The sequence below is a fragment of the Clostridium sp. AF34-10BH genome (assembly GCF_003478095.1).
Classification (GTDB): Bacteria; Bacillota; Clostridia; order Lachnospirales; family Lachnospiraceae; genus Acetatifactor; species Acetatifactor acetigignens.
The window spans coordinates 16,469-39,004 of sequence record NZ_QUEC01000001.1 but is presented as its reverse complement, the minus strand read 5'-3'; the positions used below and the strand labels follow the sequence as shown (position 1 = coordinate 39,004).

Here is a 22,536-nt window from a genome sequence, read left to right as displayed (position 1 = left end):
GAGGAAGCATATGGAAATCAGTGCATGTGTAAAATATGTAGGTGTAAACGATCATCAGGTAGATCTGTTTGAGGGACAGTATAAGGTTCCAAACGGAATGTCTTACAACTCCTATGTGATCCTGGATGATAAAATCGCCGTTATGGACACAGTGGATGGATTTTTTACGGAAGAATGGCTGAACAATGTAGAACAGGTTCTTGACGGGAAAATGCCCGATTATCTTGTTATACAGCATATGGAACCGGATCATTCCGCCAGTATTCCGGCTTTTCTGAAAAAATATCCCAAAGCCACAGTAGTATCCACAGCTAAGGGATTCCAGTTCATGGAACAGTTTTTCCCGGAGTTTTTCGCCGTGCAGGGATTACCTGCGGAACAACACATCGTTGCGGCGAATGATGGTGTCCTGGAGCTTGGACAGCACAGCCTGCATTTTGTCTATGCTCCCATGGTGCATTGGCCGGAGGTCATGATGACTTATGAAACAACCGAAAAAATACTGTTTGCTGCAGATGGTTTCGGTAAATTCGGTGCTTTGGACGTAGAGGAAGAATGGACCGATGAGGCGCGGCGTTACTATATCGGCATCGTCGGAAAATACGGTCCACAGGTACAGGCGGTTCTGAAAAAAGCGGCAGGACTGGACATTCAGACCATCTGCTCTCTTCACGGTCCGGTACTTAAGGAGAATCTGGGATTCTATCTGGAAAAATATGATAAGTGGTCTTCCTATCAGCCGGAAGAATCCGGAGTGGTAATTGCCTATGCTTCTGTCTATGGCAATACCAGAAATGCTGCGGAGTATCTGACTGATGTTTTACAGGAAAAAGGACAGAAAACAGTACTGTACGATCTGGCAAGATGCGATAAAGCAAAAGCTGTTGCCGATGCTTTCCGTTATGACAGACTGGTGCTGGCGGGTATTACTTATAATGGAGACCTCTTCCCCTGCATGCGTAGTTATATCGAAGGTCTGACCGAGCGTAATTACCAGAATCGTAAGGTGGCAATCATTGAGAACGGCACCTGGGCACCCATGGCAGGCAAACTGATCCTTGGAATGTTTGAAAAAAGCAAGAATCTGACATTTACGGAGACTACGGTAAGCATCAAGTCCGCCATGAATGAGCAGAACAAAGAAGAAATCGGGAAGCTGGCAGAGGAACTTTCCTGAGAAAGTTTTTCACACGTAAATTTGTGCCTGCACAGTGTACCAAAGTACGAGGGACTGATGTAAGCGATACTGGAAGTACACGGTACTGAAGTACCGGAAAATTTGTAGGCTACGGAAAGGCATAAGGATATTTATGGAATATAAGAAAAATGATCGTGTAACGCTGACCATAGAGGATATGGGAAGTGACGGAGAAGGAATCGGTAAAGTAGACGGTTTTACCCTCTTTATCAAAGATGCCGTTATCGGTGATCAGGTGGAAGCCAAGATCATAAAAAGTAAAAAGCACTACGCTTATGCCAGATTAGAGAAGGTGTTACAGCCTTCTCCTTTTCGTGTGGAACCGAAATGCGATTATCACAGACAGTGCGGTGGTTGTCAGCTGCAGGCACTCTCCTACTCCGAGCAGCTGCATTTCAAGGAACAGAAGATCCGCAACAATCTGATCCGGATCGGTGGATTCGATACGGAATACATTGATAAATGTATGGAGCCCATCATAGGCATGAAGGAACCCTTCCACTATCGCAATAAGGCACAGTATCCCATAGGAACCGACCGGGATGGCAATGTCATCACCGGTTTTTATGCCGGACACACCCATACCATCATTGCCAATACAGACTGCGCCCTTGGTGCTTCTGAGAATCAGCAGATCCTCGAAACCATACTCTCCTATATGCGGAAAAACAAAGTGACCGCTTATGACGAAGTCACCGGTAAAGGACTGGTGCGTCATGTATTGATCCGAAAGGGCTTTACCAGTGGACAGTTAATGGTATGTCTGGTCATTAATAAGAAAATGACAAAAATGTCATATATTTCCACAGGCGTACAGAAGAATACCAACGAGTTTTTGCCCAATCAGGGAGAATTACTGGCTGCACTGGCAGAAATACAAGGTATGACAAGTGTGTCAGTCAGCATCAATACCGAGAAAACCAATGTAATCATGGGTACCGAGATCCATAACCTCTGGGGTGAGAGCACCATTGAGGATACGATCCACGTAAGAGACATGCAGAAAGAAAATTACCCTTATACCGGGGATGCATTAACCTTCAAGATCTCTCCTCTCTCCTTCTATCAGGTAAATCCCGTACAGACCGAGAAGCTTTACAGCCTGGCGTTGGAATATGCGGGACTGACTGGAAAAGAGACTGTTTGGGATCTCTACTGTGGTATCGGAACCATCTCTCTCTTCCTGGCGGGCAAAGCCAAAAAGGTATGCGGTGTGGAAATCATCCCCCAGGCCATCGACGATGCCAGAGAGAATGCAAAGAGAAATCATATTGAAAATGCTGAGTTTTTCGTGGGCAAAGCAGAGGAAGTCCTGCCGGAATTCTACGAAAAGACGACTACAGAGGCATCTTCCGATGAAATGCTCCATCCGGATGTGATTGTCGTAGATCCGCCCCGAAAAGGATGCGATGATGCCTGCTTAAACACCATGCTCCGTATGCAGCCCGAACGCATCGTATACGTCAGTTGCGACTCCGCCACCCTTGCCAGAGATCTGAAGATCCTCTGCGATGGTGGATATGAGATCCGGAAGGTCCGGGGCGTGGACCAGTTTGGAATGACTGTGCATGTGGAGACAGTTGTTCTTTTGTCCCAACTGAAACAAAAGCCGGATGATTATATTAATGTCAACAATTGAACTTGATGATGTGGATATAACATCTGCAGAGACTAAGGCATCTCACAGGTGAAGAGAAAATGCGGAATTGAGGTTGCAAAGAATTTGCGCGTTGCAACAAGGAGAATGGACTGCTTGCAGGGCAATTCGACGACTGCCGCGACAGACTTGGAACTTGTTCCAAGTCCTAATTTACCTAAAAATGAAGATAGCAGGCAACCGCAGTGTCCAGAAGATAAAGAGAGTGCAATTGTGGAGGCATTGAAGCATTTTAAGATGAATAGTTAATAAAGAGAGGTGCAGATGCTATGCCAGGTATACTCGTGGTTGAAGATGATGAAAATTTAAATCGTGGAATTACATTTTCACTGAAAAAATCCGGATATGAGGTTTTTTCAGCAGAATCAGTGAAAAAAGCGAAAAGAATTGTAAGTGATCATAATGTGGATGTTACCATTTGTGATGTGAATCTTCCGGATGGGAATGGACTGGAATTTGTAAGGTGGATGAGATGCAATTATAATACATACATTATTTGTCTTACAGCACTAGATCAGGAGATGGATCAGGTCATGGGATATGAAGCAGGGGCAGATGATTATATTACAAAGCCGTTTAGTCTTTCAGTACTTCTTTTGAAAATAGAAGCACATTTCCGCCGCAGACAGGAGAAAACGGAAGCCGGAAAGATGATTTCCGGAGATATCGTATTTATCGCAGGAGAAATGAAAGTCCTGATAAAGAGTCGTGAAATCAGTCTGACGAAAACGGAGTTGAAAATGCTGACTCTTTTTCTTCAGAATCCGAAACAGATTCTTTCAAAAACACAAATATTGGAAAATGTGTTTGATCTGGAAGGGGATTTTGTGGATGAAAATACAATCGCTGTTAATGTCAGAAGACTCCGTGAGAAAATCGAAGACAATCCGGCTGCACCGGTCTATATAAAGAATATCAGAGGTCTTGGGTATATATGGAATCAGGAGGTAAGGCAGTGACAAAGAGATATCGCAAGAAGATCACAGTGGCGCTCTCCTTGGTATTGCCTGTCATAGTATTGTTTGCAATATTAAATTGCTTTACCACATATGTGTTTTATGAAGATTATAAATATAAAATGAATCTTATGACAGAGATTGCTGCAAAGGAAGAATTTTCCGGGCTGGATGCTGTTTCGGAATTGCTTAAGGATAAGGATATTGAAACCAACGAACAAGGAAGGCAATTATTGGAGCAATATGGATACTGGGGTAATAAAGGGAATGCATTTTATTTGCAATTCCGGCATCAGATTATGGTGACCGGTGCTGTAAGCACTGTGATATGCATGCTTCTTTTGACTTTTTTACTTTATTGGAAGAAAAAAGAAGATGCGTGTCATCAGAAAATTTTAGACCAGTTGGAAGAAATTCTGATCAGATTCCGTGAAAATAAATTTGATGATTTACTGAAAACGGAAAATCATGCTGAACTGGAAAAATTGAATGACCAGCTTGAAGCAATCGGACATCATATTCAGCTGCTAAAGGAAGAAGCACGGGAAGAAAAAGAGAGCACAAAAGAAATGGTTTCTGATATCTCTCACCAGTTAAAGACACCGGTTGCAGCTTTGGATACATGTTTTAGTGTGCTGATGCAGAATGACTTAAGTGCCACAGAACAGGAGGAGTTTCGTATCCGTTGTCGGAGTGCTCTGGATGGATTGGAGACATTATTGCAGTCGCTTCTTGAAATATCCAAGATGGAAACTGGACTGATTCAGATGAATAAGAAAAAACTTCCGCTTATGGATACTGTCATATCTGCTGTGAACTGTACTTATCCAAAAGCGGATGAGAAAGAAATTGAATTCGTTTTTGACTATGCAAAAGAGCTGGAAACATGCATGGTTATGCAGGATAAAAGATGGCTTGGTGAAGCTGTGATTAACGTTTTAGATAATGCGGTCAAGTACAGTCCGGGTGGTTCAAAAATATTTATCCGATTACAAAAAAGAAACGATCTTGTAAGAATGGAAATTGAGGATCAGGGAATTGGTATTCCGCAGAATGAGTATCACAAAATTTTTCAACGATTTTACAGAGGAAGTTCCAAGGAGGTCATGGAAAAGAGTGGTACAGGAATCGGACTTTTTCTATCGAGAGAAATTATCGAAAAACACGCAGGTACGATTACGGTAACCTCCGGCAAAAAGAAAAAAGGAAGCACGTTTGTGATTCAATTACCATATGTTGGTTAAATTTTAAGTGAGCAGAAATCTTACAATTCTGTAAGACTTCTGCTCGTTTTTTGAAAGTGAAATGAAAGATTGCCCTGATACAATTTGGATGTAGGATGAAAAGGAGGCAACACATGAGTGTGATATTAGAAACCAAGCAGCTTTGTAAGTTTTATGGCGCAGGTGAGAATCAGGTCAAAGCGGTCAATCAGGTGGACATTCAGATTGAGCAGGGAGAATTTGTAGCAATTGTTGGAAAGTCAGGTTCGGGTAAAAGTACATTACTTCATATGCTTGGAGGGCTAGACACCCCGACAAAAGGCAGTGTTACTTTAGCAGGGAAAGATTTATACAGGATGAAGGAAGATGCCCTTGCTGTTTTCCGCAGAAGAAAAATCGGATTTGTTTTTCAGGCATTTAATCTGGTTTCATCTGTTAATGTCTGGGAAAATATTGTACTGCCACTGGGGCTGGATGGAAGAAAAGTGGATGAAGCGTATGTAAATGATATTATTGCAACTCTGGGGATTGAAAACCGGATTTATAATCTGCCAAATCAGTTATCCGGAGGACAGCAGCAGAGAGTAGCAATTGCAAGAGCACTGGTGAATCGTCCGGAAATTATATTTGCAGATGAGCCGACAGGAAATCTTGATTCTAAGACCAGTGATGAGGTAATCGCTCTGCTTAAGATGACAGCAAAAAAATATGGACAGACAATTGTAATGATTACCCATGATGACGAAATTGCACAGGTCGCTGACCGTATTCTGGTGATTGAGGACGGACAGGTGGTGGATTTCAGATGAAGACAATAAGCAGGATTGCATATAGCAATGACAAAAGGAACAGGACAAGAAGTATACTGATCATGATGGCAATCTGTCTGACCACGATGCTGCTTGTTACCATCAGTACTGTGGGAAATGGGGTAATTCATTTACAGAAAAGTCAGGCGGCAGGCTCATATGGAAGCAACTACGGCCTGTTTATCGCCGCAGATGGTACGCAATTAAAAGAAGTGGAACGCAGAGCTGAGATATCTGATATCGGCATCATGTGTACGGAGGGCATCCTGAAAGGAAATGAAAATGGCGGCTTTGTCAGTGCGGATGAAACGGTCAGGAAAATGCTTCCCTATAATCAGGAATATGTGTTGAAGGAAGGTACCTATCCGGAAAAGGCGCAGGAAATTGCCGCAGGACGCGCTTTCTTTGATGCAGTGGGATACCATGATGTAAAGGTCGGAGACACCGTAACATTGGAGTACCGTTCCGGCATGCAGTCGGAATACGCACCGGTGGAATTTACTGTCAGCGGGATTTTATATGACCGGGATGAATATACCATCGAGGCTTCCTATGTTGTATTCGGTTCGCAGGATTTTTATAATGAGCGTGTTGCGGAGGGTGACAGGCAATATAATATCTATTTTACCTTGAGCGATTCTGCAGATGTATCTATGAATAATGTTGCGCCTGTTATAAAAGAAATCGCGGATTCCTGCGGCATTGACCAGAAAAACGTGATCATCAATGACCTCTACCTGCAGTGGGTATTGCAGCCGAGCTATGAAATGATTGTGGTTTGTGGAACCCTGATCCTCGGAATCGTGCTGTTTTCCGTTGTGGTCATTTATAATATCTTCCAGGTCGGGATCGCCCAGAAGGTTCAGGAGTACGGAAAAATCAAGGCGCTGGGTGCAACCAGAAAGCAGATGAAGCAGTTGATCTTTCGTGAGGGCATTCTTCTGGCGGTTCCTTCGATACCGCTGGGGCTGCTGTTTGGTTTCCTGATTGCAAAAGTCAGCTTCAACTGGCTGGTGGAGCAGGAAAATCTGGTATCGTCCGGAATCAAGAACCATCAGGTGCCTCTGTTTTCCCTGCCTGTTATGCTTCTCTGTATTTTCGTATCATTTCTTACCGTTGCTTTGGCACTGCGTAAACCAATGAAAATTGTTTCACGGATTTCACCTATCGAAGCAACACGGTATTTAGAAAATGCAGAAACACAAAAAAAAGGAAAACGAAATGGCAGAAAAAATGTCACCGTGTTTTCTATGGCAATGGCAAATGTAACGGGTAATCCCAAAAGAACTATTGGTACTATCCTCACAATGGGTTTTTCTTGCGTATTGTTTGTGATTATCTCTAATTATGTGGGAAATATTGACACGGAGCATGAAGCACGTCTTTCCGTTAATCATGGACAATTTGAACTGCAGCTTGACTATTCTGCTGAGTATGATGAAAGATATCCGGAGAATAATCTGGATACGATTCTGACGGATAATCCATTGAATGATTCAATGATTGAAGAAATCAAAAGCATTCCGGGAGTGACAGATGTCATGACGAGAGAGATTGTCTCTGTAAATCTGAACGGAACAAGATTTCCGGCTGATATTGTGAGTAAAAATGATTTTGATTTTATGCGCCAAGACGGGGATATTGGCTCTATGGACTATGATCAGGCGGTAAAGAATGGTGAAATTTTCTTTGGCTGGTCGGCGTGGATGGAACAAGATGGATATGCTCCGGGTGAATCTATTGCATTTGACTTTGAGAATGGAAGTGAAACCTATACCTATCAGGGAAAGATTGCAGGATCCTTTGTAAGCGCGGACACTTATCTTGTCATTCCGGAAGGTGTATACCGTTCCATGAATCCGAGGGGAACAGCCTATGGCTATCTGTGGGTGGACTGTGATAAAAAAGATGTTACATCTGTGGAACAGAGTCTGAATACTTTGATTTCTAATACTTCGCATATAAAAATGGATACCTATCATGCACAGGTACAATCTGCAGAATACGCAAGCCGTATGATGAAGCTTGGCTGCTATCTGTTCATGGCAATTGTCGGTCTCATTGGGTTTATGAATCTGGCAAACACCATGATCATCAATATCACCACGAAGAAGCAGGAATACGGTGTGCTGCAAGCGGTAGGCATGACCAATAAGCAGTTGAATCTGAGCTTACAAATACAGGGCCTGATTTTTACGGTTGGCACCATCTGTGTCGCACTTGCTGCCGGTCTGCCCCTTGGCTATGCACTGTTTTCCTATGCGAAGCATAATGGGATTTTTGGAATGAACGTTTATCACGTTCCTCTTATCCCGATTCTTGTTATGATTCTTCTGGTTGGTATTCTACAAATTGTGCTTTCCTGTGTTTTAAGCAGTAATCTGAAAAAGGAAACGCTGGTAGAAAGAATAAGGTATCAGGGATAGCAAGTAATATGTAATGAACTAGGTCTTAACGAAGAGGAGAAATAGATAACTTCCATTTTGTATGTATGATAAATCTAAACAGTATTTTAGCAACATTTCCTACTGGTTAATTAAATTGAATAGAAATTAAACACTGTTCAATTGAGCAATCTATATGAATCTGATATGCTGAGTATACAAAAGCTTTTGAATTTTTTAGGAGATGAAGCAAATGGATATAGGCGTTGTTATAAAAAAATACAGAAAAGAAGCTGGTATGACGCAGGAGGAGATGGCAAACAGATTAGGCGTGACGACACCGGCTGTAAACAAATGGGAGAATAGTAATTCCAAGCCGGATATTGAACTGCTGGCACCAATTGCAAGACTGCTTGATATTTCACTTGATACATTACTTTCTTTTCATGAAAAACTTTCAGATACTGAAATCGAAGAAATTATCAGGAAGATGGACAGGATGTTTTCAGAAGAAGGCTATGAAAAGACTTATGAATGGGCATTGAGACTTATAAAGGAATATCCGAATTGTAATATGCTTATCTGGCAGACTGCGGTAATGCTTGATGCAAGAAGAATAACGGATAAATGCACGAATCAGGAAAAATATGATAAGCAGATTAACGCATGGTATGAGCTGGCACTACATGATGAGAATGAAGAGATACAGCATCATGCAGCAGATTCCTTATTTGGATTTTATTTACGTAAGAAGGATTACACCAAGGCAGAAAAATATCTGGACTATTTTTCAGAATACGATCCTATGAAAAGTTATTATCAGGGAAGATTACTCCAGAAGCAGGGAAAAATCAAAGAAGCATATGAAAAATATGAAAATATTATTTTTTCCGGCTTTAGTACACTTAATTTTGTTCTTTCCACAATGGCGGGACTGGCATTGCGGGAAAATGATATCGGTTATGCGAGATTTTTGTCAGGGAAGGTACAGGCAGTTGCACATACATTGGAAATGGGAAAATATAATGAGTATTCGCCAATGCTTGATATTGTATGTGCAGGGAAAGATGTAGAGGGAACATATAAGGTGGTAAAACATCTTCTTGATAATGTGGGTACTATGTATGATTTTAGAAAGTCCGGTTTATATAAGCATATGAAGTTCAGAGATATTGATGAAGCTATATTAGATGGTGTAAAAGAAAAACTTCTTGAAGGATTCAGAAAGGAGGAAGAATTCGGCTACATGGCAGGATATGAACCGTGGGAGAAATTAATTTTTGACAGATAAGTTTTTTGAAAACTGTCGTTTGGTAAAATCTATTCCATTTTTAAAAGTCTTGCGATAAAATATGTTCTGTGAGACGGTGTGCCTGTTGACGAGGAAGAAATAGTAAAGAGAATATAGGAATGAGAAGGAATCGAGAGATCGGTTCCTTTTTTATGCTTAGAATTAATTGATGACAAAATCAAATTGACATATAGAAGCTTGATTGATATGATATAGACAAAATGAAAATGGCATATTGGAGGAACATTAAGATGGATAAAGTTATAAATATTGAAGAGGCATTAAAAAGAATTGAGGAGTTGGAAAAAGAGAATGCAAAACTTCGGGAGGAATTGGAGTATTACAGAAATCGTAAGTTAAGCGGTCGTCAGAAACATAACGCCAAGTGGATGGCAATATATAATGATTTTGTTGTTGGGTATGAGAGCGGCATGACAATGGTAGAAATTGCGAAGCGGAACAATGTCAGTGAGAGGACGATTTATAGGTATAAAGCATATTATGACAAACTGAGGGAAAAAGGGGAATAGACCATTTTACTGATGTCAGTAATATGTTATATGAAAGTTGCGGACAAATTTTTTGACCGCAAAATGGATGGAGGAATTCTATGGCAGAAGATAAAAAGAAAGAAATAGATGTTGCAGTAATAGAAGTAACAGAAGAATATCTAAAAGAAAAACTGTATAAAATTAGGGGTAAAAGGGTATTGCTTGATGCTGATTTAGCAGAGATATATGGCTATGATACGAAGGGATTTAATAGACAGGTAAAAAATAATATTGAAAAATTTGATGAAGATTTTATGTTTGAATTGACAGATGAGGAATTAGAAGATTTGCGGTACAAAAATTGTACCGCAAATATAAGTTCAAAAAGTCGTTATAATCCTCATGTATTTACAGAGCAAGGATTATATATGCTGATGACTGTCTTGAAAGGACCGTTGGCTGTTAAGCAGAGCAAGGCATTAATAAGAACCTTTAAGAAAATGAAAGATTACATATTAGAAAATCGTGATTTAATAGGTCAGCGGGAAATACTTCAGTTAAGCATGGGAACTGCTAACAACAGAATAGAAATTAACAAAATCAACTCAGATATGATATCTCTTGAAAAACAGATTTCAGATGTTGCAGAAGGCTTGAAGGATGTTGTGACAAAATCTGAGTTAGCAGATATGATGAACAGCTTTGTTTCAGATGATGATGAAAAGTGGCTCATGTTTAATGCAAAATTTAGTAGTGCAGATGAGGTATATGAGTCCATTTATAAACAGGCAAAGTCGTCAATATATGTCGTTGACAATTATATTGGCTTAAGAACGCTGGTACACCTTAAGAATTCTCCGGCTGGAGTAGCTATTATTTTATTCAGTGATAATGTTGGAAATAATAAACTTCATAATATAGAATTTACGGATTTTTGCAAAGAATATCCAGCAGTAAAAATATCAATGAAAAAGACAGGCGGTATATTTCATGATCGATTTATCGTATTGGATTATGGAACTGCTGATGAAAGGGTTTTCTTATGTGGGGCTTCATCAAAGGAACTTTGATTTTACCACACTAGAGGAGATTGAGCCTGCGAACATTAGAAATAAAATCAGACGTTCGCAGGCTTTTTGTATACAGGAAAATTTTTCGCGGATATAATAAACATGACAGATAGTTGTCATGTTGAGTTAGATATGATAGGTATGGAGTATGAGAAACGATGAAAATAGATAGACTTATCGGTATATTGTCAATCTTACTGCAGGAAGAAAAGACAACGGCTCCTGAACTGGCAGAAAGATTTGAGGTATCTCGAAGGACAATAAATCGGGATATTGAAGACCTTTGTAAAGCAGGTATTCCTATAAAAACTGCACAGGGTACCGGTGGTGGTATCAGTATTATGGATGGATATCGTATGGACAGGACGATTTTGAGTTCCAAAGATATGCAGATGATTCTTGCGGGTTTGCGGAGTCTTGACAGTGTGAGCGGAAGCAGGTACTACAGTCAGCTGATGGAGAAAATCCAGACCGGATCATCAGAGTTCATCAGTGGAAGAGACTCTATGCTGATTGACTTATCTTCATGGTATAAGGGTTCTCTTGCTCCAAAGATCGAGGTAATGCAGAGTGCAATAGAAAACAGGCGCATCATACGATTTAAGTATTATGCTCCGTCCGGAGAGAGCAACCGAAGGGTAGAACCATATTATCTGGTTTTCCGGTGGTCGAGCTGGTATGTATGGGGGTGGTGTTTAGAACGTAAAGATTACAGGCTGTTCAAACTGAACCGTATGGATTGTGTTGTTGAAACAGACCATGGATTTCTGCGCAGAGAAGTACCAATGCCGGATTTGTCAAATGAGAAGATATTTCCGGGTGGGATAAAGGTAAAAGCTCTTTTCACACCGAATATGAAGTGGCGGCTGGTTGAAGAATTTGGACCGAACTGCTTTACAGAAACGGACGATGGAAGGCTGCTCTTTTCAGCAGACTATACGGATATGGAAAACCTTGTGACATGGCTTATGACATTTGGAGCAAAAGTAGAGGTGCTTGAGCCCGAAGAAGTGCGGGACATTATTCGCAGGAATGCAGAGGAAATATTAAAAATCTATGGAGGATTAGGAAAATGAGATTAGACGGTTTTGGGTTGTTTGTTGATGATATGGCAAAGATGATTCGTTTTTACAAGGCTGTTCTCGGATTTGAAATTAAGGAAGAAGAGAATACTTCCAATGTTTATCTTGTAAAAGACGGAACACTTTTTTTACTGTATGGGCGGAATGATTTTGAGAAGATGACAAACCGGCGATATGAGTATATCAAGGGTTTGAATGGTCATTCTGAAATAGCGCTATATGTTGATACTTTTGAAGAGGTGGACGAGGCATACAAGAAGGCTGTGGAAAATGGTGCAACATCTGTGCTTGAACCGGAACTTGAACCTTGGGGACAGAGAACCTGCTATATTGCTGATCCGGAAGGAAATATGATAGAGATTGGTTCCTGGAATAAGCCTTATGAAGAGAAGGACTTAGAGGGGGTGTAAAGGATATGGCTTTTGACTACAAGAAGGAATATAAAGAATTTTATATGCCGAAAGGCACACCGTCTATCGTAACTGTTCCGAAAATGAACTATATAGCGGTAAGGGGAAGCGGCAATCCAAATGATGCAGACGGAGAATACAAGCAGGCTATCGGACTTCTGTATGGAATTGCATTTACGATTAAAATGAGCAAAAAGGAAGATCATCAGATTAATGGATATTTCGATTATGTCGTGCCGCCATTAGAGGGATTCTGGTGGCAGGGTGAGCGGCGTCCAGGGGACGCCATGCTGCGAACCGACCAAGCCGGCAGGCGAGATGGAGTACCCGGAATTGATTATGCTCGTAAGGAAGATTTTAAGTGGATCTCTGTTATTCGCTTGCCGGATTTTGTTACCAGGGAAGATTTCGACTGGGCTGTCAGGAAAGCTACGGCAAAGAAAAAGCAGGATTTTTCTAAGGCTGAGTTTTTTTCCTATGAGGAAGGTCTTTGTGTACAGTGTATGCATATCGGAGCGTATGACGATGAGCCTGTTACGGTAGATGCAATGCACAGGTTTATGGAAGAACAGGGATACGCATTGGATATAACGGATCGGAGAATGCACCACGAGATTTATCTGAGCGATGCGAGGAAAGTAGCGCCGGAGAAGTTGAAGACTGCAATCAGGCATCCGATAAAGAGAGCCTAAGGGTGTGGAGGGAAATAATATGGCATCAACAAAAGAGTATTTGGATTTTGTTATGGGACAATTATCAGGACTGGATGAAGTCAGCAGCAGGGCAATGATGGGCGAATACATCCTTTATTACCGTGGAAGGATTTTTGGTGGAGTATATGATGACAGACTTTTGGTGAAGCCGGTCCCGATGGCATTGAGGTTGATGCCAGATGCCGAGATGGAACTACCTTATAATGGTGCTAAAGAAATGATTTTGGTTGATAATGTGGATGATCGGCAGTTTTTGTGTGAACTGGTTGAGAGTATGTGGGAAGAATTGCCGATGAAAAAATCTAAAAAGAAAAAAGGTATCTGATATTTATTATTGAACTTATAATTTTATCAGTTATAACTTATAAAATGGTAATTTAATGATTGAGATTCAGATATAAAAAAGTTCGAAGAACTTTTGTTTTCGAACTTTTTTATATTTATATTGAATATATGATTACCATGGTATAATATATATTCACAAAAATGAAATTTATAAGAATGAAATACAGGGGGAAATGGAATGACTATCAGTGAAAGAATATTAAAGGTATTAAAAGACAGAAATATGACGCAGGTTGAGTTTGCAAAACAGGTTGGTATTGCGACCAGTACGATCAGCGAATGGAAGAAAAAAAAGACCAATCCTACAGCCGATAAGATTATGGATATCTGCAATGTATTACAGATTACCCCGGAGCAGCTTCTTACCGGAAAGGGAATTGAAGACGAGGAAGAGATTGTTGCGGCAAGCCCGGAGAGTCGGTTTACACCTTATGACATTCAACTGATTGAAGACTACCATGGCCTTAAAGAAGAGCAGAAGAAGAGACTGATGGCTTATGTGGAGGCTTTGAAGAAAATAGAAAGCTTGGAAAACATGTAGTTGTGAAGTCGCAAATTGCGACTTCACGAAAGGACGGTTTATGGGAGAAGTATTAGAATTAAATACAGTAGATAATATCATAAATAGTATTTACATAATTCGTGGACAGCAAGTTATGCTGGATTCTGATTTAGCAAAAATATATGGCTATGAGGTAAAACGATTAAATGAACAGGTAAAAAGAAACATTAAGAGATTTCCGGAAGATTTTATGTTTCAGCTAACAAGAGAAGAAATTGATTTCGTGAAGTCGCAATTTGCGACTTCACGGATTACGTCTTTGTTTGAAGGACAAGAAGGTGGTCGAAGAAAACTACCATATGTTTTCACAGAGCAGGGAATTTATATGTTAGCTACAGTACTGAAAGGAGAATTAGCAGAACAGCAAAGTATTTTTATCATGCGTGCATTCAAAGAAATGCGCCATTATATCAGACAGAACAGGCAGTTTGTCACACAATCGGAAATGAATCTGGTTACGGCAAAAGTATCGGAATTATCTGTTTAGATGGCAGGTGTAGTAGATCGGCAGAAACAAACAGAAAAATCAATGGAAGAGATTCGAAAGAGCATTGATGTTATGAATGAGAATTTTATAACAGAGAAAGATTTCAAAAATTTTGTAATCTATAAGGGACAGAAGTTTGAAGCAGATGCAGCTTACATAGATATTTATCAACAGGCAGCAAAATCTATTTATGTGGTGGATGATTATATGAATACCAAGACATTACAACTTCTGTCGCAAAAACAATCCGGTGTTGAGGTAATTCTTTTTACAGAGAATGGTCATGGGAAAAAAGGTTTTCTCACAAGTGCTGTGGTCAATGATTTTATAAATCAATATCCAACACTTAGAATCAAACCCAATCCAGATTGTCATGATAGATGGATTGTTCTTGATTATGAATTACCTACGGAGGCAGTATATCATTGTGGTGCGTCAAGCAAAGATGCTGGTAAAAAGTTATGTGCAATAAATAAAGTGGATTCTGTTCAAATGATTCATCCAGTAATAGATAGATTACTTTTATTGCCAGATAAACAGATATAACTTACAGCTATAATTTTTTAACTTTATCGCCCTCAAACATACTATATCCTGTGGGATTTTTCCGAAATTCCGATGGTGAAATCCCAAGGTATTTTGTAAATTGCCGGTTGAAGTAGGAACCATACTTAAAACCACATTGATTGGCAATATCATCGATCTTAAGATTGGTATTAGATAATAGTTCCTGTGATATTTTAAGACGATAATGAAGCAGATATTCAATGCAGGTACAGTTAAGCTGTTGTTTGAAACGCTGGTTAAGTGTGGTTCGATTTAAGTGAACAAGCTCGCATAGAAAATTCAATGAGATATTGTTCCGGTAATTGGCATGAATGTAATCAGTGCAGATGGTAACTGGATTCGAATTCTCAGATAATTCGTAGAAATTTAATTTGCATTGATCCACATATATATCATAAATACAATTAAGTGCCTGACGAAGCATTCTTCTGATACGGCAAGTCCAGTAATCATCACTTTGTGCGTATGTTTCAGCACCAATCATAAGCATAAGTTCATTCAAGCGAATATATTGCTGTGGTGTTAAGTTAAAAATCCCCTGAAAATATCCATGATGCTTTGTGAACATATAAAGCATGTTTCTATCATAAACATATTGTTTGTCAATGGGAACTGAGTCATCAAGATTTTCAAAGTTTAAACAGGCTTTTATATACCATGGATCAAAATGAAATACCTTGGCACTTAAATGTGTGCGTTCCAGACATTGAAAATTATCGTATTGTGAGATACAAAGTACGGCAGGAGCCGTAACTGTCTGAATATGTTCATTGATTTTGACAGTTGTGCTTCCACAGGAAATCATAATGATAGTGCATCTGTTATCTACTGGCAATGATTCTAATGTATTATAAAAATCAAATTCAATGGGTATTTCTCTTTCCTTATGTCTATCATTCTGAGGCATATAAATCTCCTTTTGAAAATGAAATATTAAAATACATTATATGCAATTCTTAATTGTAAAAAGTATAAATATCTACTGCATATATGTAATTGAAAGTATAATTTACACACTATATACTTGTATATAGTATAAAATAAAGAAAAAGAGGTGTCTATAAAAATGGTCATACGATTTGCAAAAGAAAATGAATTAATACGGGTAAATGAATTAAGAAAACAGGTAAATGACCTGCATGTTGAAGGAAAATCCGAGGTTTTCAAGGCCGGTTTTAATAAGGAATTACAAGATCATGTATATACCATCTGGAAAGATCCCGAGCAGAAAATTATTGTGGCGGAATCGGAAGGAATGATCTGTGGTTTTGCTGTACTTCATCATATTCATAAACCGGAAACTCCTTTTATGCAGGAACGTGATTTTATGGATATTGATGAATTCTGTGTGGATAAAAAATACCGAAGGCAGGGAATTGCATCGGAAATGATAGCATTTATAAAAGCTTATACAAAGGAGCAGGGAATAAATCGTATGGAACTTAATATGTGGGAGTTTAATGAAGATGCACTTGCCTTTTATGAAGCAGTAGGATTCAAAACATACCGAAGATATATGGAAATGATGTTAAAAATCTGAATAGACAAGGAAAACGAAATATGGGTAGGTTTCCAGAAGACTTTATGTTTCAGTTTACGTAAACCGAATATGATAATCTGCGGGCCAAAATGTCATCGAAATCAATTTTCAGTTTTACAGAGACAATCCAATCATAAATATGATAAAATGAAAATAAATATTGGAAAGCAAAAAGGATATAAAAGACCTATGACATTAAAGAAAACAATAGAACAACATAAATACACCATATTGTTTTGTCTCATATTAGTATTTGGTTCTATATTGCGGTTGGTGCAGCTGGGGAAGGTTCCGGGCGGTTACCAGATGGACGAGGCTTATGGGGCTTTTAATGCGTATTCACTGTTTCACAGTGGGATCGATTCCACAGGACACTCCTATCCTGTGTATTTCGAGTCCTGGGGTGGCGGACAGAATGCGCTGAACTCGTATCTTATGCTTCCTCTTATGGTGTTCACCGGAGGTAAGATCACTCCACTGGTAGTAAGACTACCGCAGGCCATTGTAGCAATTTTATCTCTGGTGGCGGTTTATTTTCTGATGAAAGAGATGGTGAATGAAGCGGCCGGACTGTGGGCCATGCTTCTTCTCAGTGTATGTCCCTGGCATATCATGATGTCAAGGTGGGGACTGGAATCCAATCTGGCACCAGGGTTCTTGCTTTTTGGACTGACTTTTTTTGCCTATGGTCTGAAAAAACCGAGATTACTTATTTTGTCAGCACTCTCTTACGGTCTGAGCCTGTATTGTTATGCGACTATCTGGCCTATTGTTCCGCTGCTTATGTTGTCGGAATGGGGATACGGATTTCTTACAAAGACTTTGAAGATTAACAAATACTTCGTGATCCATGTGGTGATCATTGGATTACTGGCACTTCCGTTGTTGGCGTTTTTGCTGGTAAACAGAGGAATCCTCCCAGAGTTCTCCATAGGCCCTTTTTCGGTCTATGTAATGACGGATTTCAGAGTGAATGAAATAGCATCCTCTTTCCGTGATATTTTATACAATTTCAAAAATCTGCTGTATCTTCTGTATCGGCAGGATATCGGTCGTCCCTACGATGTGATCATGCCGTTTGGATTTTTCGGAATCACAGCCAGAGTACTGATCTTTCTGGGAGTTTTTTTACTGGTGATCCGCCTGATCCTAGCCTTACAGAAGAGACAGACAACATTATTATGGATGATATTCTTTCAACTGACCGGCGCATTGCTGCTGGGATTACTGGTTACCGTGGGAATGACCCAGATCAACTGCATCTATATTCCTCTTGTTTTGTGCGGAGCATTGTGCGTGTCTTCTTTGACAGATTTTCTGGGGAAAAAAGTGAATTTCTATGGAAAAATTGCAGTAAGCATTCTTTTGGTAGCACTTCTGCTGGGGGAAAATGTACAGTTTGAAAAGGCATATTTTACTTCTTATAAAGAGCTGGTCAGTGCCTATTTTCAGGAAGGCAGCGAGGAAGCCGTACAGAAAGCCATGGAGATTGCGGCGGAAAGCGGTCGTGAGATCGAGATCGAAGATGCCATCAAATATCCCAGTGTTTTGCTCTACGGAGAGATTGACGCTGCAGAATACCTTGCCAACAGGAATTTAAGCGATGTACCTCCCAAGCCGAAGGATTTTCTGGGAAAAGGAATCCGCTTCACCATGGGAATCGACTGGGAGCATATTGACAGAAATAAGATATATATTATTTACTATACAGATGCGGAAAAATTCGATGGATTCGCTCTCCTGCCCTGCCGGGACTGGTATGTGGCGTATTAAAATGAAAATAAAAAAGCCCTCACATATCATAAAAGGTGGGGGCTTTCGCGTGTCAAAAATTATGTTTCATTTACGCACTCAGATCCAGATTCCGTCCAATCAGCATGGCAGCATCGGCAGATTTCTTATTTTGCTGGTAAGGATTGCTCTCGTCACGGTAACTGATCTTGGTCGTGGTGGTGCCGCCGGCGGTGTAGACGGTGCCGCATTCGGGACATACCGCGGTCCGCAGGGACACTGTGGCGGAGAGAACCTTGCCGTTGTTCTGTGCGGCCCTGTTGTAAGCGTTCGTTACATGCTCCTGTTCGTGGGCACGAACTCTGGAGGAGGAAGCCTGTGGTGAAATATGAGATGCAGATTTGAAGGAGACCATTTCGTTGGAACCATCCTGATATTTCCGGTTCTTGCAGGTTTCGCATTCTGCGGGAGAAGACTTTCTGCCGGGCTTTTCTACATCGGATTTTCCGGGATTCAATACAACACCTTTCTCCTCGGGCTGTGCGGAAGATACCGCACCGGTAGAATAACCGTATCCGTAATTGCCGGTCAGACTATAATTATTAGAATAATTGATTCCGTAAATACCTGTCATGGGACTTCTCCTTTCTGCGTAATGTTTTGCTACTCTTCTATTTGCCCTCATTGTAGCACCTGTATCCGGTGAGGGCAAGTTAAGATTGCTGAAAAATCTGCTCTACTTCGGAAATTACCGAAGTCGTTCCCAAGATTACAATGGGATCCGAAAAAGAATCCGCCAGAGTCAGTGCCTGTTTCACGGAATCTGTCCATATTGTGCCAATATCTTCTTCTGCCAATGACTCCTGCTGTTTTTGGGAAAAATGATAATGCGGATTCCCGGATCTGGTGAGGATAATCCGGTTTGCCATACCTTTCATGGATCTGACCACACCGGCATAATCCTTATCCTCCGGAATTCCCACAATAACAGTGCAATTCCAAACCCCCAGATGTCGCAGGACTTCCTTTACATTCTCACAGCTGGTGGCATTGATACAGGCATCCAGCAGAACAAACAGCTTGGAACGCAGGACTTCCATGCGTCCCGGCCAGTGCAGCAGAGACAGATTTTTCCGGATGCCTGGCAAAGAAAAAACTGCGGATTCCCTGCGCAGATCAGACAGCACATCCACACACACAGCAAGTGCCAGAGCACAGTTTTTCGCCTGATGTTCTCCCAGCAACGGAATTTGTAAATCCGCATAAATGTTGTCTCCGATTTCAACATCAAACTGCATTCCGAAGCAGGTATAACGGATGTTTTCCGCATGAAAATCCCGACCGTAGATCTTATAGGGAATATGCAGAGTTTCGGCACGGCGCTGCAGAACTTCCAGAACTTCCGGTTCCTGCTCCGCAAAATAGACACACTTCTGCTCTCCGGTGATAACGTGGGATTTATCTTCCGCAATGGCAGTCAGCGTATCACCCAGTTCCCTCGTATGCTCCAGAAAAATCCGGTTGATCACGGCATAATCGTGACGTACATTATTCACATCATCGTATTTTGCACCTTTACCGCATTCCAGTACATTGAAATCCGTATGTTTTTCCGAAAAATAAGCCAGTGCCAGATCGGCCTGGATTCCCATGGGACTGATACATACTGATTCCGGCAGATCAGAGGCAATATTCAGAATCTCTGGCTGGATCTCTGTCATCAGACGGCAGAAGTCAGATTCACTGATCATCGTATCATTGACACGGAAGCGTTCGCGAAAGTCCGTGATATGAGGGCTGGTCATCAGTCCCACAGAGAATCTTGTCTGCAGGATTCGGGAGATCATGTTGGAAACGGAGCCTTTTCCCTTGCTTCCGGTGACAACGATGCAGGGAGTAACGGATTTTTGCCAAAGCAGGGATCTGGTCAATTCCGGGTGTCGTTTTCTGGCGTCCTTTGCAGCATAATCCTGATGTGAGGCAGCTCGCAGATAAGAGGCATAGACAAAGTCTTCCGCCTCCTTACGCGTAGTGATTTTATGAAATTGCAGTGATGTTTCGGAAGTGTTATTCATATAAATACCTTTTTGTAGCCTGCAATTTTCCAGATACTTTAGTATCATGTATTTTCGTACACTGTGCAGGCACATATTTGCGCATGAAAAAACTATTTTTTACACTAAGTCTTTGATGTAAAGTCAGATTGTATCGTCTCAATAATTTTTCCCGCAACATTTATGCCGGAAGCCTTTTCAATACCTTCCAGTCCCGGCATGACATTGATTTCGCAAAAATAAGGTTTTTCTCTGCCAAAAAGCAGATCAATTCCCAGAAAATCCAGTCCGGTCTGCTCGTAAATATCTGCGGCTATGGTACGGATGCCAGAAGTGACAGGGTAAGGCTCTACCGAAGCGCCCAGAGCTACATTTGCACGGAAATCCCCCTGGGATGTGCGCTGCATACAGGCAACGGCTTCTCCGCGGATGCTGTAAAAGCGCAGATCTCTGCCGTAGCTTTCTGAGATAAATTCTTCGAAGAGCCATTCCTTGGAGGAAGGGTAGTTAAGAGAGAGTTCCTCATAAGAAGCTTTATCCCGGATGCAGACGATTTCCTCTCCCATGGAGCTTTCCAGTCCTTTACCGACAAAAGGAAGCCCCAGTTGTTCTACAATAGAAGAAAAAGGCAACAGTGAAGTTCCCAGAAGATATTTCGGGATCAAAAAGGCTTCGGAATGAAGCCTTTGTACCTGTTCAAATTTATTAATATAGATATTATAAGCAGTTAAAGGATTATAGCTTCGGGTGGCAAGTGCATTTATAGCATCCTTTTCCCGCCCCCATTTATAGCGGTTGATGACAAAATCCACTGGTTCCAGTATTTTACCATGATTTATAACACCCTGCGGAGAGACCATAGTATCGTGGATCCCTACAATCTGCAGATCCATATCCAGGGCAGAAGCTTCCTGTACCAGGCGATTGCAGGTATAAGCGTTGGTCATAGTATTATATTTTTCTATGATATATCCTCTGATAGGCATAAGACACCTCGTAATTTCAGTATTCTCATGGTTAACATAGCAAAATGTTGTCAAAATAGCAAGAAATATAGTTCTTCTATTGAAAAAGGAGCAATATCCTGCGTATAATAAGAGGTATGAGAGCCTAAAAGTGGGATGATAATCCCACGATATGCGAATATTGGGTAGAATTGTGGTAGTGCGTAGCACGAAGCAATCCGTAGGTATCAAAGTCGGGGGCTTTTGACCCCGACATCATTAAAATATATTAAGAAGAAACAAAAGAGGAGACATACAATGAAATTACTCGAAGAGCGCATTCGCAAAGATGGTACAGTAAAAGCAGGGAATGTATTAAAAGTAGATTCTTTTCTGAATCATCAGATGGACATTGATCTGTTCAATGAAATGGGAAAAGAATGGGCGCGTCTGTTCGCAGACCGTAAGATTACGAAGATCCTGACGGTGGAGGCTTCCGGTATCGGCATTGCCTGTGTGGCAGCCCAGCATTTTCATGTACCTGTGGTATTTGCAAAAAAGTCCCAGTCCGTAAATATTGACGGTGAAGTATATTCCACCAAGATCGAATCCTTTACGCACAAGAGAGTATATGACGTGATCGTTTCCAAAAAATTCCTGCATCCGGAAGATCATATTCTGATCATTGATGATTTTCTGGCCAACGGATGCGCACTGGAGGGTCTGATCGACATTGTCAATAAAGCGGGAGCTTCTGTAGAGGGTGTTGGCATTGCCGTTGAGAAGGGATTCCAGAAGGGCGGCGACCTGATCCGTTCCAAGGGTATCCGTGTAGAGTCCCTCGCAATTGTGGAAAGTATGGATGACAAAACCGGAGAGATCACATTTCGATCTTAAGAGTCAGATAAGTCAGATAACTATTCAGAACCACATTCGCAAACGAGTTAATAAAAATTTAATACCTCTCTTGACAAGAAGTCAGACAAATGCTTATACTGACTAATGTTGAGAGAATACAATAA

General features: G+C 40.8%; 23 protein-coding genes. 19 read left to right on the top strand and 4 right to left on the bottom strand.

Annotated features, from left to right (window positions below; genetic code table 11):
• Nucleotides 1-10 precede the first annotated feature (10 nt).
• The 16 genes from DWZ61_RS00175 (at nt 11) to DWZ61_RS19995 (ending at nt 15,224) form a co-directional block, all read left to right on the top strand.
• A complete protein-coding gene (locus DWZ61_RS00175) occupies nt 11-1,177 on the top strand; it encodes an FprA family A-type flavoprotein (RefSeq protein ID WP_118537085.1) in 1,167 nt (388 codons plus the stop codon).
• Nucleotides 1,178-1,310: 133 nt separating this feature from the next.
• Nucleotides 1,311-2,837 (top strand): 23S rRNA (uracil(1939)-C(5))-methyltransferase RlmD, encoded by a 1,527-nt coding sequence (rlmD, locus tag DWZ61_RS00170; protein WP_182426955.1) that lies wholly within the window; start codon nt 1,311-1,313, stop codon nt 2,835-2,837.
• 287 nt (nt 2,838-3,124) lie between these two features.
• On the top strand, nt 3,125-3,814 hold the full coding sequence (locus DWZ61_RS00165; protein ID WP_118537084.1) for a response regulator transcription factor: 690 nt from the start codon (nt 3,125-3,127) through the stop codon (nt 3,812-3,814).
• On the top strand, nt 3,790-5,055 hold the full coding sequence (locus DWZ61_RS00160) for a HAMP domain-containing sensor histidine kinase (RefSeq protein WP_118537083.1): 1,266 nt from the start codon (nt 3,790-3,792) through the stop codon (nt 5,053-5,055). Before DWZ61_RS00165 ends, DWZ61_RS00160 begins: the two co-directional genes overlap by 25 nt.
• 113 nt (nt 5,056-5,168) lie before the next feature.
• Nucleotides 5,169-5,843, top strand: coding sequence for an ABC transporter ATP-binding protein (locus tag DWZ61_RS00155; protein ID WP_006426335.1), 675 nt, complete (start codon nt 5,169-5,171; stop codon nt 5,841-5,843).
• The gene (locus DWZ61_RS00150; protein WP_118537082.1) at nt 5,840-8,269 is read left to right on the top strand and encodes an ABC transporter permease; all 2,430 of its coding nucleotides are present in this window, start codon (nt 5,840-5,842) and stop codon (nt 8,267-8,269) included. The genes DWZ61_RS00155 and DWZ61_RS00150 overlap by 4 nt, the downstream gene beginning before the upstream one ends.
• 211 nt (nt 8,270-8,480) lie before the next feature.
• The gene (locus tag DWZ61_RS00145) at nt 8,481-9,518 is read left to right on the top strand and encodes a helix-turn-helix transcriptional regulator (RefSeq protein ID WP_118501534.1); all 1,038 of its coding nucleotides are present in this window, start codon (nt 8,481-8,483) and stop codon (nt 9,516-9,518) included.
• A gap of 251 nt (nt 9,519-9,769) precedes the next feature.
• A complete protein-coding gene (locus tag DWZ61_RS00140) occupies nt 9,770-10,048 on the top strand; it encodes a helix-turn-helix domain-containing protein (protein WP_118537081.1) in 279 nt (92 codons plus the stop codon).
• 80 nt (nt 10,049-10,128) lie between these two features.
• Entirely contained in the window at nt 10,129-11,079 is a 951-nt protein-coding gene (locus DWZ61_RS00135; RefSeq protein ID WP_118537080.1) for an ORF6N domain-containing protein, read from the top strand.
• A 158-nt stretch (nt 11,080-11,237) separates the two neighbouring features.
• Nucleotides 11,238-12,155, top strand: coding sequence for a YafY family protein (locus tag DWZ61_RS00130; RefSeq protein ID WP_118537079.1), 918 nt, complete (start codon nt 11,238-11,240; stop codon nt 12,153-12,155).
• A complete protein-coding gene (locus DWZ61_RS00125; protein WP_118501538.1) occupies nt 12,152-12,571 on the top strand; it encodes a VOC family protein in 420 nt (139 codons plus the stop codon). Before DWZ61_RS00130 ends, DWZ61_RS00125 begins: the two co-directional genes overlap by 4 nt.
• Before the next feature lie 5 nt (nt 12,572-12,576).
• A complete protein-coding gene (locus DWZ61_RS00120) occupies nt 12,577-13,263 on the top strand; it encodes a GyrI-like domain-containing protein (protein ID WP_118537078.1) in 687 nt (228 codons plus the stop codon).
• A 19-nt stretch (nt 13,264-13,282) separates the two neighbouring features.
• A complete protein-coding gene (locus DWZ61_RS00115) occupies nt 13,283-13,609 on the top strand; it encodes a TfoX/Sxy family protein (protein ID WP_118537077.1) in 327 nt (108 codons plus the stop codon).
• A gap of 198 nt (nt 13,610-13,807) precedes the next feature.
• A complete protein-coding gene (locus DWZ61_RS00110) occupies nt 13,808-14,170 on the top strand; it encodes a helix-turn-helix transcriptional regulator (protein ID WP_117465156.1) in 363 nt (120 codons plus the stop codon).
• A gap of 40 nt (nt 14,171-14,210) precedes the next feature.
• Nucleotides 14,211-14,678: an ORF6N domain-containing protein gene (locus tag DWZ61_RS20000; RefSeq protein WP_243026320.1), complete on the top strand. Its 468-nt coding sequence runs from the start codon at nt 14,211-14,213 to the stop codon at nt 14,676-14,678.
• Complete coding sequence (locus tag DWZ61_RS19995; RefSeq protein ID WP_243026319.1) at nt 14,679-15,224, top strand: hypothetical protein; 546 nt, start codon at nt 14,679-14,681, stop codon at nt 15,222-15,224.
• 7 nt (nt 15,225-15,231) lie between these two features.
• Here DWZ61_RS19995 and DWZ61_RS00100 read toward each other — a convergent pair whose 3' ends face one another.
• Nucleotides 15,232-16,152, bottom strand: a complete 921-nt coding sequence (locus DWZ61_RS00100) for an AraC family transcriptional regulator (protein ID WP_117465158.1) — start codon at nt 16,150-16,152, stop codon at nt 15,232-15,234.
• 159 nt (nt 16,153-16,311) lie between these two features.
• Between DWZ61_RS00100 and DWZ61_RS00095 the strand changes: the two genes are divergently transcribed.
• Together DWZ61_RS00095 and DWZ61_RS00085 are read left to right on the top strand one after the other, a co-directional pair.
• Entirely contained in the window at nt 16,312-16,785 is a 474-nt protein-coding gene (locus tag DWZ61_RS00095; protein WP_118501544.1) for a GNAT family N-acetyltransferase, read from the top strand.
• A gap of 189 nt (nt 16,786-16,974) precedes the next feature.
• Nucleotides 16,975-18,558: a glycosyltransferase family 39 protein gene (locus DWZ61_RS00085; protein ID WP_182426954.1), complete on the top strand. Its 1,584-nt coding sequence runs from the start codon at nt 16,975-16,977 to the stop codon at nt 18,556-18,558.
• A gap of 70 nt (nt 18,559-18,628) precedes the next feature.
• Here DWZ61_RS00085 and DWZ61_RS00080 read toward each other — a convergent pair whose 3' ends face one another.
• The 3 genes from DWZ61_RS00080 to DWZ61_RS00070 all read right to left on the bottom strand — a co-directional run bounded on the left by DWZ61_RS00080 (nt 18,629) and on the right by DWZ61_RS00070 (nt 21,556).
• Nucleotides 18,629-19,150, bottom strand: a complete 522-nt coding sequence (locus DWZ61_RS00080) for a hypothetical protein (RefSeq protein WP_118537075.1) — start codon at nt 19,148-19,150, stop codon at nt 18,629-18,631.
• Between the two features lie 79 nt (nt 19,151-19,229).
• Entirely contained in the window at nt 19,230-20,591 is a 1,362-nt protein-coding gene (locus tag DWZ61_RS00075) for a Mur ligase family protein (RefSeq protein WP_118537074.1), read from the bottom strand.
• A 104-nt stretch (nt 20,592-20,695) separates the two neighbouring features.
• Entirely contained in the window at nt 20,696-21,556 is an 861-nt protein-coding gene (locus DWZ61_RS00070; RefSeq protein ID WP_118537073.1) for a RimK family alpha-L-glutamate ligase, read from the bottom strand.
• Between the two features lie 276 nt (nt 21,557-21,832).
• On the opposite strand from DWZ61_RS00070, the gene DWZ61_RS00065 reads away from it, so the two are divergent.
• Nucleotides 21,833-22,411 carry a xanthine phosphoribosyltransferase gene (locus DWZ61_RS00065; protein WP_022153634.1) on the top strand — a complete coding sequence of 193 codons (579 nt, stop codon included), beginning with the start codon at nt 21,833-21,835 and terminating at the stop codon, nt 22,409-22,411.
• Nucleotides 22,412-22,536: the final 125 nt, after the last annotated feature.